The organism is Burkholderia sola, from assembly GCF_905400185.1.
Lineage (GTDB): Bacteria > Pseudomonadota > Gammaproteobacteria > Burkholderiales > Burkholderiaceae > Burkholderia > Burkholderia sola.
Genome location: NZ_FR989675.1, coordinates 292,685 through 307,584 on the forward strand (window position 1 = coordinate 292,685; position 14,900 = coordinate 307,584).

Genomic DNA, 14,900 nt, shown 5'->3' on the forward strand with positions numbered 1-14,900 from the left:
GCGATTGAGCCAGTCAGAGCGGTACGAAAGTATCGGCTGTCGTTCTTTAACAATCTGGAAGAAGTAAGTAATTTGGATAGCGGAAGCGTCTCGAGATGGACGTGGAAGTTATCCGGGTTGTGATTGTATCGATGTATCTCAAGATGATTCGAACTCCATGTTCGACTTAAATTGGAATACGGCACAACGCGAGAACTCAACCTGTAGCGGCTGTCGAGAGACAGACTCGTTATAGGGTCAAGCGAACAAGTGCATGTGGTGGATGCCTTGGCGATCACAGGCGATGAAGGACGCGGTAGCCTGCGAAAAGCTACGGGGAGCTGGCAAACGAGCTTTGATCCGTAGATGTCCGAATGGGGAAACCCGGCCCTTTTGGGTCATCCTGGACTGAATACATAGGTCCAGTGAAGCGAACGCGGTGAACTGAAACATCTAAGTAACCGCAGGAAAAGAAATCAACCGAGATTCCCAAAGTAGTGGCGAGCGAAATGGGATGAGCCTTGCACTCTTTATTTGTATTGTTAGCCGAACGCTCTGGAAAGTGCGGCCATAGCAGGTGATAGCCCTGTAGGCGAAAACAGTATGAAAGAACTAGGTGTGCGACAAGTAGGGCGGGACACGTGAAATCCTGTCTGAAGATGGGGGGACCATCCTCCAAGGCTAAATACTCGTGATCGACCGATAGTGAACCAGTACCGTGAGGGAAAGGCGAAAAGAACCCCGGGAGGGGAGTGAAATAGATCCTGAAACCGCATGCATACAAACAGTCGGAGCCTCGCAAGGGGTGACGGCGTACCTTTTGTATAATGGGTCAGCGACTTACGTTCAGTAGCAAGCTTAACCGTATAGGGCAGGCGTAGCGAAAGCGAGTCCGAATAGGGCGTTCAGTTGCTGGGCGTAGACCCGAAACCAGGTGATCTATCCATGGCCAGGATGAAGGTGCGGTAACACGTACTGGAGGTCCGAACCCACTAACGTTGAAAAGTTAGGGGATGAGCTGTGGATAGGGGTGAAAGGCTAAACAAACCTGGAAATAGCTGGTTCTCTCCGAAAACTATTTAGGTAGTGCCTCGTGTCTCACCTTCGGGGGTAGAGCACTGTCATGGTTGGGGGGTCTATTGCAGATTACCCCGCCATAGCAAACTCCGAATACCGAAGAGTGCAATCACGGGAGACAGACATCGGGTGCTAACGTCCGGTGTCAAGAGGGAAACAACCCAGACCGCCAGCTAAGGTCCCCAAATATAGCTAAGTGGGAAACGAAGTGGGAAGGCTAAAACAGTCAGGAGGTTGGCTTAGAAGCAGCCACCCTTTAAAGAAAGCGTAATAGCTCACTGATCGAGTCGTCCTGCGCGGAAGATGTAACGGGGCTAAGCTATATACCGAAGCTGCGGATGCGAGCTTGCTCGCATGGTAGGAGAGCGTTCCGTAAGCCTGCGAAGGTGCCTTGTAAAGGGTGCTGGAGGTATCGGAAGTGCGAATGCTGACATGAGTAGCGATAAAGGGGGTGAAAGGCCCCCTCGCCGTAAGCCCAAGGTTTCCTACGCAACGTTCATCGGCGTAGGGTGAGTCGGCCCCTAAGGCGAGGCAGAAATGCGTAGCTGATGGGAAGCAGGTCAATATTCCTGCACCATTGTTAGATGCGATGGGGGGACGGATCGCGGAAGGTTGTCCGGGTGTTGGAAGTCCCGGTCGCTGCATTGGAGAAGGCGCTTAGGCAAATCCGGGCGCGCAATTCAAGGGTGTGGCGCGAGCTCCTTAGGGAGCGAAGCAATTGGAAGTGGTTCCAAGAAAAGCCTCTAAGCTTCAGTCTAACGATGACCGTACCGCAAACCGACACAGGTGGGCGAGATGAGTATTCTAAGGCGCTTGAGAGAACTCGGGAGAAGGAACTCGGCAAATTGGTACCGTAACTTCGGGATAAGGTACGCCCTTGTAGCTTGACTGGCCTGCGCCAGGAGGGTGAAGGGGTTGCAATAAACTGGTGGCTGCGACTGTTTAATAAAAACACAGCACTCTGCAAACACGAAAGTGGACGTATAGGGTGTGACGCCTGCCCGGTGCCGGAAGATTAAATGATGGGGTGCAAGCTCTTGATTGAAGTCCCGGTAAACGGCGGCCGTAACTATAACGGTCCTAAGGTAGCGAAATTCCTTGTCGGGTAAGTTCCGACCTGCACGAATGGCGTAACGATGGCCACACTGTCTCCTCCCGAGACTCAGCGAAGTTGAAGTGTTTGTGATGATGCAATCTACCCGCGGCTAGACGGAAAGACCCCATGAACCTTTACTGTAGCTTTGCATTGGACTTTGAACCGATCTGTGTAGGATAGGTGGGAGGCTATGAAACCGGAACGCTAGTTTCGGTGGAGCCGTCCTTGAAATACCACCCTGGTTTGTTTGAGGTTCTAACCTTGGCCCGTGATCCGGGTCGGGGACAGTGCATGGTAGGCAGTTTGACTGGGGCGGTCTCCTCCCAAAGCGTAACGGAGGAGTACGAAGGTACGCTAGGTACGGTCGGAAATCGTGCTGATAGTGCAATGGCATAAGCGTGCTTAACTGCGAGACCGACAAGTCGAGCAGGTGCGAAAGCAGGTCATAGTGATCCGGTGGTTCTGTATGGAAGGGCCATCGCTCAACGGATAAAAGGTACTCTGGGGATAACAGGCTGATACCGCCCAAGAGTTCATATCGACGGCGGTGTTTGGCACCTCGATGTCGGCTCATCTCATCCTGGGGCTGTAGCCGGTCCCAAGGGTATGGCTGTTCGCCATTTAAAGAGGTACGTGAGCTGGGTTTAAAACGTCGTGAGACAGTTTGGTCCCTATCTGCCGTGGGCGTTGGATATTTGAAGGGGGCTGCTCCTAGTACGAGAGGACCGGAGTGGACGAACCTCTGGTGTACCGGTTGTCACGCCAGTGGCATCGCCGGGTAGCTATGTTCGGAAGAGATAACCGCTGAAAGCATCTAAGCGGGAAACTCGCCTTAAGATGAGATATCCCTGGGGACTAGATCCCCTTGAAGGGTCGTTCGAGACCAGGACGTTGATAGGTCAGGTGTGTAAGCGCAGTAATGCGTTCAGCTAACTGATACTAATTGCCCGTAAGGCTTGATCCTATAACAAGTCTGCCTTGTCGATGATCGTTAGTGCTTCAGCACTTACGAGCATCCCACGCAGAGCGTCGAGCAGCGAAGCTGATCGATGCGGCGCGCCGGTTGAAGTACCGGCGACCTGCGTAGCAAGACGAGACAAGTTGGATTCTCGTGTGTGATACACACAACTCAAAATTACTGCTTCTTCCAAGATTGGTTGCGCTGCGAAGCAACGCAACAACCCCCTTTGCCTGATGACCATAGCGAGTCGGTCCCACCCCTTCCCATCCCGAACAGGACCGTGAAACGACTCTACGCCGATGATAGTGCGGATTCCCGTGTGAAAGTAGGTAATCGTCAGGCTCCCTAAGCCAGAAACCCCCGCCCGACAAGGCGGGGGTTTTTGCATTTCGGCATTCCAAAAAGCATGTGGCGAGGCGTGACCGAGGCTACGTACGCCGGGCTCCTCTGCCGTAAACCATTGCAGCATCAAACTCCCCCAACCGCTTCCATCTCCGGCGATTCCGCCGATTATCGACCGTATCTTCGATCAAAACCGCAATTTGCTCCCCGCAAACGTATATCGACGAGCGCGATTGCGCGACCCGCTTCCTGCAGCCCGCCACCTCGTCTACTCCATCTTTGATCAAAGAGACCCGACCGAGGGGCCGCCAGCGCCGTGTGCGTAGCGGGCCGGACGAGATCAAAAACCGGCGCAGTCTCTTCTGACGCCCACTCGTTGACCGTCCAGTAGCGCGTAGATTTCCTCGATGAGCGAATAGGCTGCGCCGCCTACGCGGACTCGCTGTTTCCCCGCCGGCGCGGGCTATGTGCTGACTGCGCCGACGCTTGGCGCGCGTTCGGCGCGTATCGTATTCGGACCGCCGAACTGAGAGCCTCCGGCAGGTCAGCTCGTGTACCGCGTTCTAGCTATGATCGCGCGTCAGCTTGAGCATTGCCGGACAGCGCACGTTGGATGTCGACGCTCTGGCGCCATATATCGGTTTTATAACGACTTCGGATGCGTGAGGTACGGCGAAGGCGCCTGCGTCGAATCCGGCGCGGATATTCGTGTCCAGGGGCGAGGCGGGCGCGGCACGAGCAGTAGCGATATCGACTGTACGCAAAGATTCGCTGCGATAAGCCGGCCGGTGGCGTTAGGCGCCTTCCACGAAGGGGCGTAGGGCCGCCGAGCATGAGGACCAATCGATGCGGTGGCGGGAAGGTTATGGGGACGGTTGGACCTCCACGCACGTCGTCGCCGAGTAGCGGCTGTAAGCATCGCAGGGCCCGCAGAATCGCCAGGATTTATCCTCGGGGACATCGTCGGACCAGTGCGTGCCGATTCATCCGTTGTGCGCGCGCTACCCGATGGGCGCCCAACCCGCGCACTCGGCTTCGAGTGCGGTCTTCAACTGCTGATGCGCCCCAGGCGCCGAGCATCCCTCCCGGGCTCCGCGGAGAAGCCATCAGCCAGGCCTGCAGTCGGATCTTCCCGATCGGCCGCGTGTGGCGCCGGGCCCCTGCCGCAGCGTGGCAGGGGCAGCTGCAACCACGAAGAATGTCGTTACAGAGCAAGCGGGCGCATGGAGCCTTGTGCCGGTGTGGGAGAGCGACTCCAGACGAGTATCGTGCGTTCCCATGAGGCCGTCGAACACGACTGTGGCCGAATTCGGTGATGGGGCTGACCCGCTGCAACCGCGAGAAGGACGCCCGCCCGTACACGGCGCCCGCGGCAAATGACCACCAGGCGGTCCGCGGCACCGGCTGCCGGACCGCGATTGCGCGCCGGAAGCACCACCAACCCTCCCGCGAGCAACCACAGCCGGCTCACCAAACCCGCCCGGCACGAAATTTGCCGAAATTTTGTGTCTACCCGCTTGGCATTATGCGAAAGAGATCGTATGATGGCGGTCTTTCGTTTTTAGCGCAGATGCAGATCGGCGTTGAAGGCGGAGTCTGACGAAGATGTGGCGCCGGTCGGCAACATCTCGCGCTTGCCTTAGCCGGGCGAGAGCGGGGATCGGTGGGAAGCGGAAGTCGGGAAGAGAGTGAAAATAATCTTCCAGATATGCTTGACAGGAGTGCGATGCACCCCCATAATCGTCAGTTCTCTACGGAGGGGTGCCCGAGTGGCTAAAGGGGGCAGACTGTAAATCTGTTGGCTTACGCCTACGTTGGTTCGAATCCAACCTCCTCCACCAAGATATCAGCGCAGTGAGCGGCAAGGAATCGTTAGTGGCCCGTGCGGGTGTAGCTCAATGGTAGAGCAGAAGCCTTCCAAGCTTACGACGAGGGTTCGATTCCCTTCACCCGCTCCAGACCGCTAAGTTGAAGCGTAGCGCCCATGTGGCTCAGTGGTAGAGCACTCCCTTGGTAAGGGAGAGGTCGGCAGTTCGATCCTGCCCATGGGCACCAGCAGTAAAAAGTCAGTGTCTTGTTTGCGCGCGGCGCAACCTGTGAAATTCCTTCTGGGAGTCGAAAATGGCCAAGGGTAAATTTGAGCGGACCAAGCCGCACGTGAACGTTGGTACGATTGGTCACGTTGACCACGGCAAGACGACGCTGACGGCAGCGATCACGACGGTTCTGACGAAGAAGTTCGGCGGCGAAGCGAAGGCGTACGACCAGATCGACGCGGCACCGGAAGAAAAGGCGCGCGGCATCACGATCAACACGGCACACGTCGAGTACGAAACGGCTAACCGCCACTACGCACACGTCGACTGCCCGGGCCACGCTGACTATGTGAAGAACATGATCACGGGCGCAGCGCAGATGGACGGCGCGATCCTGGTTTGCTCGGCAGCAGACGGCCCGATGCCGCAAACGCGTGAGCACATCCTGCTGGCGCGTCAGGTTGGCGTTCCGTACATCATCGTGTTCCTGAACAAGTGCGACATGGTGGACGACGCAGAACTGCTCGAGCTGGTCGAGATGGAAGTTCGCGAGCTCCTGTCGAAGTACGACTTCCCGGGCGACGACACGCCGATCGTGAAGGGTTCGGCAAAGCTGGCGCTGGAAGGCGACACGGGCGAGCTGGGCGAAGTGGCGATCATGAGCCTGGCCGACGCGCTGGACACGTACATCCCGACGCCGGAGCGTGCAGTTGACGGCGCGTTCCTGATGCCGGTGGAAGACGTGTTCTCGATCTCGGGCCGCGGTACGGTGGTGACGGGTCGCGTCGAGCGCGGCATCGTGAAGGTCGGCGAGGAAATCGAAATCGTCGGTATCAAGCCGACGGTGAAGACGACCTGCACGGGCGTTGAAATGTTCCGCAAGCTGCTGGACCAAGGCCAGGCAGGCGACAACGTCGGTATCCTGCTGCGCGGCACGAAGCGTGAAGACGTGGAGCGCGGCCAGGTTCTGGCGAAGCCGGGTTCGATCACGCCGCACACGCACTTCACGGCTGAAGTGTACGTGCTGAGCAAGGACGAAGGCGGCCGTCACACGCCGTTCTTCAACAACTACCGTCCGCAGTTCTACTTCCGTACGACGGACGTGACGGGCTCGATCGAGCTGCCGAAGGACAAGGAAATGGTGATGCCGGGCGACAACGTGTCGATCACGGTGAAGCTGATTGCTCCGATCGCGATGGAAGAAGGTCTGCGCTTCGCGATCCGCGAAGGCGGCCGTACCGTCGGCGCCGGCGTCGTCGCCAAGATCATCGAGTAAGCCAGTTATTCGTTGATCGACAGTTTTGGGGCTGGCGTCAGCCGGCCCCAGCATGGTTTAGGGGTATAGCTCAACTGGCAGAGCGTCGGTCTCCAAAACCGAAGGTTGGGGGTTCGATTCCCTCTGCCCCTGCCAAAAATCGCCACGTGTCCCACGTGGCATTTGTTTTAAGGTGTTATGGCGAATCCATCCGTCGAAACTGTAAATACCTCCGGCGATAAGCTGATGCTGGCCCTGGGCGTATTGCTGGTGTTGGCCGGATTCGTGGGCTTCTTCTGGCTGGCCAATCAGCAGTGGTATGTCCGCGGTGCCGCGTTGGCGGTAGGTATCATCGCCGGCGTGGCCGTCGGGCTGATGTCCGCCCCTGGCAAGAGCCTCATCGCGTTTGCCAAGGATTCGTACAAGGAAGTCCGGAAGGTCGTATGGCCCACCCGCAAGGAAGCAACGCAAACCACACTCGTCGTGTTCGGTTTCGTGCTCGTGATGGCGATTTTCCTCTGGTTGAGCGACAAATCGATCGAATGGGTGATTTTCTCGGCGATTCTGGGTTGGAAATGATATGAGCGATACTCCGGCATCCCCGAGCGGAAAGCGTTGGTACGTCGTGCACGCCTACTCCGGTATGGAGAAGAGCGTGCAACGTGCGCTTCAGGAGCGCATTGAACGTGCTGGCATGCAGGACAAATTCGGTCAGATCCTGGTCCCGACCGAAGAAGTGGTCGAAGTCAAAGGCGGCCACAAGGCTGTGACCGAGCGTCGTTTCTTCCCCGGCTACGTGCTGGTGGAAATGGAAATGACGGACGAAACGTGGCACCTCGTGAAGAACACCGCGAAGGTCACCGGTTTCGTCGGCGGTGCGCGTAACCGCCCGACCCCGATTTCCCCGAAGGAAGTCGAGAAGATCATGTCGCAGATGCAGGAAGGCGTCGAAAAGCCGCGCCCGAAAACCCTGTTCGAAGTCGGCGAGATGGTGCGTGTCAAGGAAGGCCCGTTCACGGACTTCAATGGCACCGTCGAAGAAGTCAACTACGAAAAATCGCGTGTACGCGTGTCGGTCACCATCTTTGGTCGATCCACCCCGGTCGAACTCGAATTCGGCCAGGTCGAAAAAGTTTGACCCCGATTCGGTGGGCAGCCTCGGCTGCCCACCTTCGCGCTTACGGCCCGCGTCATGGCCGTTGAGGAGCGTCAGTAGCCAGCGGCGAACGCGCGTTATCACTCACCGAACGCCTTCTCCGGCGTTCCAATGAGGTTTCAAATGGCAAAGAAGATTATCGGCTTTATCAAGCTGCAGATCCCTGCAGGTAAAGCCAACCCGTCGCCGCCGGTCGGTCCGGCACTGGGCCAGCGCGGCCTGAACATCATGGAGTTCTGCAAGGCGTTCAACGCGCAGACTCAAGGCATGGAGCCGGGTCTGCCGGTGCCGGTGGTCATCACGGCATTCGCTGACAAGAGCTTCACGTTCGTGATGAAGACGCCGCCGGCAACCGTCCTGATCAAGAAGGCGGCGAAGGTGGACAAGGGCTCGAGCAAGCCGCACACCGACAAGGTCGGTTCGATCACGCGCGCTCAAGCCGAAGAAATCGCGAAGACCAAGATGCCGGACCTTACGGCAGCTGATCTGGACGCAGCCGTTCGCACCATCGCTGGTAGCGCACGCTCGATGGGTATCACTGTGGAGGGCGTGTAAATGGCTAAGATCTCCAAGCGCCGTCAGGCATTTGCCGCCAAGGTCGACCGTCAGAAGCTGTACGCGATCGAAGACGCACTGAGCCTCGTGAAGGAATGCGCGAGCGCGAAGTTCGACGAGTCGATCGACGTCGCAGTCCAGCTCGGCATCGATGCGAAGAAGTCGGACCAGGTCGTTCGTGGCTCGGTCGTTCTGCCGGCAGGTACGGGCAAGTCGGTTCGCGTTGCCGTGTTCGCGCAAGGCGAAAAGGCCGAGCAGGCACGTGCAGCAGGCGCGGAAATCGTCGGTATGGAAGACCTGGCTGAGCAGATCAAGGCTGGCCAGATGGACTTCGACATCGTGATCGCTTCGCCGGACACGATGCGTATCGTCGGTACGCTCGGCCAGATCCTCGGCCCGCGCGGCTTGATGCCGAACCCGAAGGTCGGTACGGTCACGCCGGACGTCGCAACCGCCGTCAAGAACGCGAAGGCTGGTCAGGTGCAATTCCGTGTCGACAAGGCCGGTATCATCCACGCGACCATCGGCCGTGCATCGTTCGAGCCGACCGCGCTGCGTTCGAACCTGTCGGCGCTGATCGAAGCGCTGCAGAAGGCGAAGCCGGCAACGAGCAAGGGCGTGTACCTGCGCAAGATCGCACTGTCGAGCACGATGGGCGTCGGCGTGCGCGTCGACCAGGCTACGCTGGCAGCGCAGTAAGCAAGTATTCGGGCCGCTTCGTTCGCGAGGCGGCCTACATGGGCTTTGGGCGGTTGTTCGTGCAGCAGGGCGAACAACCGGTTATCAAAGACCGTTGGTGGGGCGCAGCAGGCAGGCGATCCCTTAATTCAAGCCAACGCAGATGGCGAACCCGAAAAAGTTTTGCAGTGGTGAAGCCGCAGGCCGCGAAGCGATTCGCGGCGTGAGGTGGAAATACTCCTAACGAGGTCGGACGCCGTTGTTGAACGAGGTACGTGAGGTTTCGGCCATACCGGCCACGCCGAACGTATCGTTTCTGGAGGCTAACCGTGCCGCTTAATAGAGAAGACAAGCAAGCCGTCGTCGCTGAGGTTTCCGCGCAAGTCGCGAAGGCCCAGACCGTTGTGCTGGCTGAGTATCGTGGAATTGCGGTTGGCGATCTGACCAAGCTGCGCGCGAAAGCGCGTGAGCAACAGGTTTACCTGCGCGTGTTGAAGAACACGCTGGCGCGTCGCGCCGTCGAAGGTACGCCTTTTGCTCCGCTGGCAGAGCAGATGACTGGTCCCCTGATCTACGGCATCTCGGAAGATGCCATTGCTGCTGCCAAGGTCGTCAACGACTTCAGCAAGAGCAATGAAAAGTTGGTCATCAAGGCTGGTTCGTTCGATGGCAAGGTGATGGACAAGGCTGGCGTGCAAGCGCTGGCAAGCATCCCGAGCCGCGAAGAACTGCTCTCGAAGCTGCTGTTCGTTATGCAATCGCCTGTTTCGGGCTTCGCGCGTGCTCTCGCCGCGCTGGCCGAGAAGAAGCAAGCGGAAGCTGCGTAAGCGAACGTGCATCAGCGTTACTGATCGCTGGCTGTATCCGAATTCAATTTAGGAGTATTTCAAATGGCAATCGCAAAAGAAGACATCCTGGCAGCAGTCGAAGGGATGACCGTTCTGGAACTGAACGAACTGGTCAAGGCGTTCGAAGAGAAGTTTGGCGTGTCGGCAGCTGCAGTGGCAGTCGCTGGCCCGGCAGGCGGCGGCGCAGCTGCTGCAGCAGAAGAGAAGACCGAATTCACGGTCGTCCTGGCTGAAGCCGGCGCCAACAAGGTTTCGGTCATCAAGGCCGTTCGCGAACTGACGGGCCTGGGCCTGAAGGAAGCGAAGGATCTGGTTGACGGTGCACCGAAGCCCGTCAAGGAAGGCGTCGACAAGGCTGCTGCTGAAGAAGCCAAGAAGAAGCTGGAAGAAGCTGGCGCGAAGGTCGAAGTCAAGTAAGTTTCGGCGCGCTGTGCGAAGGCTGGCGGTATTTTCACCGCCGGCCTTTTTGTGCTTTGTGGGGTCGTTATTCTGGCACTCATTCGGGAGCCCGAATAATCGGCCCCAGAAGCCAAAGAAAACCGCCTGATCGTTGTGATGGATCACTCACGATTGGCGGTTCTCTTTGTCTTCTGAAGCGACTGCAGAAGGCAAGTTTGGTCGGGTAGCGGGCAACACAGGCATCCGCTGCCGTCAGCCAGCGGTTGGTAGCGGCCAACCACCAAGCTTCTCGGCTCGTTCAAGCCGTCGAACGGCCATCGGGTCTCAGTCGGTGAACACTCGGGTTTGAAACGTCCAGGTATTCCGCCTCGATAGCACCCGCCGTGATTCGGAGATCGTATGCAATATTCCTTCACCGAGAAGAAGCGCATTCGCAAGAGTTTCGCGAAGCGCCCCATCGTTCACCAAGTTCCGTTCTTGCTGGCTACCCAGCTTGAATCATTCAGCACGTTTCTGCAAGCCGATGTGCCCGCGACGCAACGTAAGCCTGAGGGTTTGCAGGCCGCGTTCACATCGGTATTTCCCATTGTTTCGCACAACGGTTTCGCGCGCCTCGAGTTCGTGAGCTATGCGCTGTCCTCGCCGGCATTCAACATCAAGGAATGCCAGCAGCGTGGCCTGACGTACTGCTCCGCGCTGCGCGCGAAGGTCCGCCTCGTCATCCTCGACAAGGAATCGCCGAACAAGCCGGTCGTCAAGGAAGTGAAGGAGCAGGAAGTGTACATGGGCGAAATTCCGCTCATGACGCCGACGGGCTCGTTCGTCATCAACGGCACCGAGCGTGTCATCGTCTCGCAGCTGCACCGTTCGCCGGGCGTGTTCTTCGAACACGACAAGGGCAAGACGCACAGCTCGGGCAAGCTGCTGTTCTCGGCACGGATCATTCCGTACCGCGGCTCGTGGCTCGACTTCGAATTCGATCCGAAGGACATCCTGTACTTCCGCGTCGACCGTCGCCGCAAGATGCCGGTCACGATCCTGCTGAAGGCCATCGGCCTGACGCCGGAACAGATCCTCGCGAACTTCTTCGTGTTCGACAACTTCACGCTGATGGACGAAGGCGCGCAACTCGAGTTCGTGCCCGAGCGCCTGCGTGGTGAAGTCGCGCGTTTCGACATCACGGATCGCGACGGCAAGGTCATCGTCCAGAAGGACAAGCGGATCAACGCGAAGCACATTCGCGACCTCGAAGCCGCGAAGACCAAGTTCATCTCGGTGCCGGAAGACTATCTGCTCGGCCGCGTGCTGGCGAAGAACGTCGTCGACGGCGACACCGGCGAAGTGATCGCGAGCGCGAACGACGAAGTCACGGAAAGCGTGCTCGAGAAGCTGCGCGAAGCGGGCATCAAGGACATCCAGACGCTCTACACGAACGATCTGGACCAGGGTCCGTACATCTCGTCGACGCTGCGTGTCGACGAAACGACCGACAAGACGGCCGCGCGCATCGCGATCTACCGCATGATGCGTCCGGGCGAGCCGCCGACCGAAGAAGCGGTCGAGGCGCTGTTCAACCGTCTGTTCTACAGCGAAGAAGCGTACGACCTGTCGAAGGTCGGCCGTATGAAGTTCAACCGCCGCGTCGGCCGTGACGAGATCGTCGGCCCGATGACGCTGCAGGACGACGACATCCTCGCGACGATCAAGATCCTCGTCGAGCTGCGCAACGGCAAGGGCGAAGTGGACGACATCGACCACCTCGGCAACCGTCGCGTGCGTTGCGTCGGCGAACTGGCGGAAAACCAGTTCCGCGCGGGTCTCGTGCGTGTCGAGCGCGCGGTCAAGGAACGCCTCGGCCAGGCCGAAAGCGAAAACCTGATGCCGCACGACCTGATCAACTCGAAGCCGATTTCGTCGGCGATCCGCGAGTTCTTCGGTTCGTCGCAGCTGTCGCAGTTCATGGACCAGACCAACCCGCTGTCGGAAATCACGCACAAGCGCCGTGTTTCCGCACTGGGCCCGGGCGGTCTGACGCGCGAGCGCGCAGGCTTCGAAGTCCGCGACGTGCACCCGACCCACTACGGCCGCGTGTGCCCGATCGAAACGCCGGAAGGTCCGAACATCGGCCTGATCAACTCGCTCGCACTGTACGCGCACCTGAACGAGTACGGCTTCCTCGAGACGCCGTACCGCAAGGTCGTGGACAGCAAGGTGACCGACCAGATCGACTACCTGTCGGCGATCGAGGAAGGCCGCTACATGATCGCCCAGGCGAACGCCGCGATCGACGAGAACGGCCAGCTGATCGACGAACTCGTGTCGTCGCGCGAAGCCGGCGAGACGATGATGGTCACGCCGGACCGTATCCAGTACATGGACGTCGCGCCGTCGCAGATCGTGTCGGTGGCAGCGTCGCTGATCCCGTTCCTCGAGCACGATGACGCGAACCGTGCGCTGATGGGTTCGAACATGCAGCGTCAGGCCGTGCCGTGTCTGCGTCCGGAAAAGCCGGTCGTCGGTACGGGCATCGAGCGCACCTGCGCGGTCGACTCGGGTACGACGGTCCAGGCGTTCCGCGGCGGTGTGGTCGACTACGTCGACGCAGGCCGTATCGTGATTCGCGTGAACGACGACGAAGCGGTCGCAGGTGAAGTCGGTGTCGACATCTACAACCTGATCAAGTACACGCGTTCGAACCAGAACACGAACATCAACCAGCGTCCGATCGTGAAGATGGGCGACAAGGTCTCGCGCGGCGACGTGCTGGCCGACGGCGCGTCGACGGACCTGGGCGAGCTCGCGCTCGGCCAGAACATGCTGATCGCGTTCATGCCGTGGAACGGCTACAACTTCGAGGATTCGATCCTGATCTCGGAGAAGGTGGTCGCGGACGATCGCTACACGTCGATCCACATCGAAGAGCTGAACGTCGTTGCACGCGACACGAAGCTCGGGCCGGAAGAAATCACGCGCGACATCTCGAACCTGGCGGAAGTCCAGCTCGGCCGTCTCGACGAATCGGGCATCGTGTACATCGGTGCGGAAGTCGAAGCGGGCGACGTGCTGGTCGGCAAGGTCACGCCGAAGGGCGAGACCCAGCTGACGCCGGAAGAGAAGCTGCTGCGCGCGATCTTCGGCGAGAAGGCTTCGGACGTGAAGGACACGTCGCTGCGCGTGCCGTCGGGCATGAGCGGCACCGTGATCGACGTCCAGGTGTTCACGCGTGAAGGCATCCAGCGCGACAAGCGTGCGCAACAGATCATCGACGACGAACTGAAGCGCTACCGTCTCGACCTGAACGACCAGCTGCGCATCGTGGAAGGCGACGCGTTCCAGCGTCTCGCGCGCATGCTCGTGGGCAAGGTCGCGAACGGCGGTCCGAAGAAGCTCGCGAAGGGCACGAAGATCGACCAGGCTTACCTGGAAGATCTCGACCACTACCACTGGTTCGACATCCGCCTCGCGGACGACGAAGCAGCGGCATCGCTCGAAGCGATCAAGAACTCGATCGAAGAGAAGCGTCACCAGTTCGACCTCGCGTTCGAAGAGAAGCGCAAGAAGCTCACGCAAGGCGACGAACTGCCGCCGGGCGTGCTGAAGATGGTCAAGGTGTACCTCGCGGTGAAGCGCCGTCTGCAGCCTGGCGACAAGATGGCAGGCCGTCACGGTAACAAGGGTGTCGTGTCGAAGATCGTCCCGATCGAAGACATGCCGTACATGGCCGACGGCCGTCCGGCAGACGTCGTGCTGAACCCGCTCGGCGTGCCGTCGCGGATGAACGTGGGTCAGGTTCTGGAAGTGCACCTCGGCTGGGCTGCGAAGGGCCTCGGCTGGCGTATCGGCGAAATGCTGCAGCGTCAGGCGAAGATCGAGGAACTGCGCGTGTTCCTGACGAAGATCTACAACGAGTCGGGCCGCCAGGAAGATCTGGAAAGCTTCACCGACGACGAGATCCTCGAACTCGCGAAGAACCTGCGCGAAGGCGTGCCGTTCGCGACGCCGGTGTTCGACGGTGCGACCGAGGAAGAAATGGGCAAGATGCTCGACCTCGCGTTCCCGGACGACATCGCCGAACAGCTCGGCATGAACCCGTCGAAGAACCAGGTCCGCCTGTACGACGGCCGCACGGGTGAAATGTTCGAACGTCGCGTGACGCTCGGCTACATGCACTACCTGAAGCTGCACCACTTGGTCGACGACAAGATGCACGCGCGTTCGACCGGCCCGTACTCGCTCGTCACGCAGCAGCCGCTGGGTGGTAAGGCGCAGTTCGGTGGCCAGCGCTTCGGTGAAATGGAAGTGTGGGCGCTCGAAGCGTACGGCGCGTCCTACGTGCTGCAGGAAATGCTGACGGTGAAGTCGGACGACGTGACCGGCCGGACGAAGGTGTACGAAAACCTCGTCAAGGGCGATCACGTGATCGATGCAGGCATGCCGGAATCCTTCAACGTGCTCGTGAAGGAAATCCGCTCGCTCGGTATCGATATCGATCTCGACCGCAATTAATCGGACTACGGA

At 59.1% G+C, this 14,900-nt stretch carries 8 protein-coding genes, 4 tRNA genes and 2 rRNA genes; all 14 read left to right on the plus strand.

The window, feature by feature from the left end; translation table 11 throughout:
* The first annotated feature begins 235 nt into the window (after positions 1 to 235).
* Positions 236 to 3,116: ribosomal RNA gene (locus tag KR541_RS01330) — 23S ribosomal RNA — on the plus strand.
* A gap of 226 nt (positions 3,117 to 3,342) precedes the next feature.
* Positions 3,343 to 3,455: ribosomal RNA gene (rrf, locus tag KR541_RS01335) — 5S ribosomal RNA — on the plus strand.
* 1,755 nt (positions 3,456 to 5,210) lie between these two features.
* A tRNA-Tyr gene (locus tag KR541_RS01340) sits at positions 5,211 to 5,296 on the plus strand.
* 43 nt (positions 5,297 to 5,339) lie between these two features.
* A tRNA-Gly gene (locus KR541_RS01345) sits at positions 5,340 to 5,413 on the plus strand.
* 22 nt (positions 5,414 to 5,435) lie between these two features.
* Positions 5,436 to 5,510, plus strand: a tRNA-Thr gene (locus tag KR541_RS01350).
* A gap of 66 nt (positions 5,511 to 5,576) precedes the next feature.
* Positions 5,577 to 6,767, plus strand: coding sequence for an elongation factor Tu (gene tuf, locus KR541_RS01355; protein WP_011350666.1), 1,191 nt, complete (start codon positions 5,577 to 5,579; stop codon positions 6,765 to 6,767).
* A gap of 59 nt (positions 6,768 to 6,826) precedes the next feature.
* Positions 6,827 to 6,902, plus strand: a tRNA-Trp gene (locus tag KR541_RS01360).
* 42 nt (positions 6,903 to 6,944) lie between these two features.
* Entirely contained in the window at positions 6,945 to 7,325 is a 381-nt protein-coding gene (gene secE / locus KR541_RS01365; RefSeq protein ID WP_006482892.1) for a preprotein translocase subunit SecE, read from the plus strand.
* Between the two features lies 1 nt (position 7,326).
* A complete protein-coding gene (gene nusG, locus KR541_RS01370; RefSeq protein ID WP_006400672.1) occupies positions 7,327 to 7,884 on the plus strand; it encodes a transcription termination/antitermination protein NusG in 558 nt (185 codons plus the stop codon).
* Positions 7,885 to 8,025: 141 nt separating this feature from the next.
* Complete coding sequence (gene rplK / locus KR541_RS01375; RefSeq protein ID WP_006477201.1) at positions 8,026 to 8,457, plus strand: 50S ribosomal protein L11; 432 nt, start codon at positions 8,026 to 8,028, stop codon at positions 8,455 to 8,457.
* Positions 8,458 to 9,156, plus strand: coding sequence for a 50S ribosomal protein L1 (rplA, locus tag KR541_RS01380; RefSeq protein WP_006482906.1), 699 nt, complete (start codon positions 8,458 to 8,460; stop codon positions 9,154 to 9,156).
* A 308-nt stretch (positions 9,157 to 9,464) separates the two neighbouring features.
* The gene (gene rplJ / locus KR541_RS01385; RefSeq protein WP_011546647.1) at positions 9,465 to 9,962 is read left to right on the plus strand and encodes a 50S ribosomal protein L10; all 498 of its coding nucleotides are present in this window, start codon (positions 9,465 to 9,467) and stop codon (positions 9,960 to 9,962) included.
* A 63-nt stretch (positions 9,963 to 10,025) separates the two neighbouring features.
* On the plus strand, positions 10,026 to 10,400 hold the full coding sequence (gene rplL, locus KR541_RS01390) for a 50S ribosomal protein L7/L12 (RefSeq protein ID WP_006477198.1): 375 nt from the start codon (positions 10,026 to 10,028) through the stop codon (positions 10,398 to 10,400).
* Positions 10,401 to 10,781: 381 nt separating this feature from the next.
* Positions 10,782 to 14,888, plus strand: coding sequence for a DNA-directed RNA polymerase subunit beta (gene rpoB, locus KR541_RS01395; RefSeq protein ID WP_050013170.1), 4,107 nt, complete (start codon positions 10,782 to 10,784; stop codon positions 14,886 to 14,888).
* Positions 14,889 to 14,900: the final 12 nt, after the last annotated feature.

What these genes read in the sequence shown, in the direction of transcription:
- rplL (WP_006477198.1), top strand. Translation starts at nt 10,026, where the DNA reads ATGGCAATCGCAAAAGAAGACATCCTGGCAGCAGTCGAAGGGATGACC.
- rplK (WP_006477201.1), top strand. Translation starts at nt 8,026, where the DNA reads ATGGCAAAGAAGATTATCGGCTTTATCAAGCTGCAGATCCCTGCAGGT.
- rplA (WP_006482906.1), top strand. Translation starts at nt 8,458, where the DNA reads ATGGCTAAGATCTCCAAGCGCCGTCAGGCATTTGCCGCCAAGGTCGAC.
- secE (WP_006482892.1), top strand. Translation starts at nt 6,945, where the DNA reads ATGGCGAATCCATCCGTCGAAACTGTAAATACCTCCGGCGATAAGCTG.
- nusG (WP_006400672.1), top strand. Translation starts at nt 7,327, where the DNA reads ATGAGCGATACTCCGGCATCCCCGAGCGGAAAGCGTTGGTACGTCGTG.
- tuf (WP_011350666.1), top strand. Translation starts at nt 5,577, where the DNA reads ATGGCCAAGGGTAAATTTGAGCGGACCAAGCCGCACGTGAACGTTGGT.
- rpoB (WP_050013170.1), top strand. Translation starts at nt 10,782, where the DNA reads ATGCAATATTCCTTCACCGAGAAGAAGCGCATTCGCAAGAGTTTCGCG.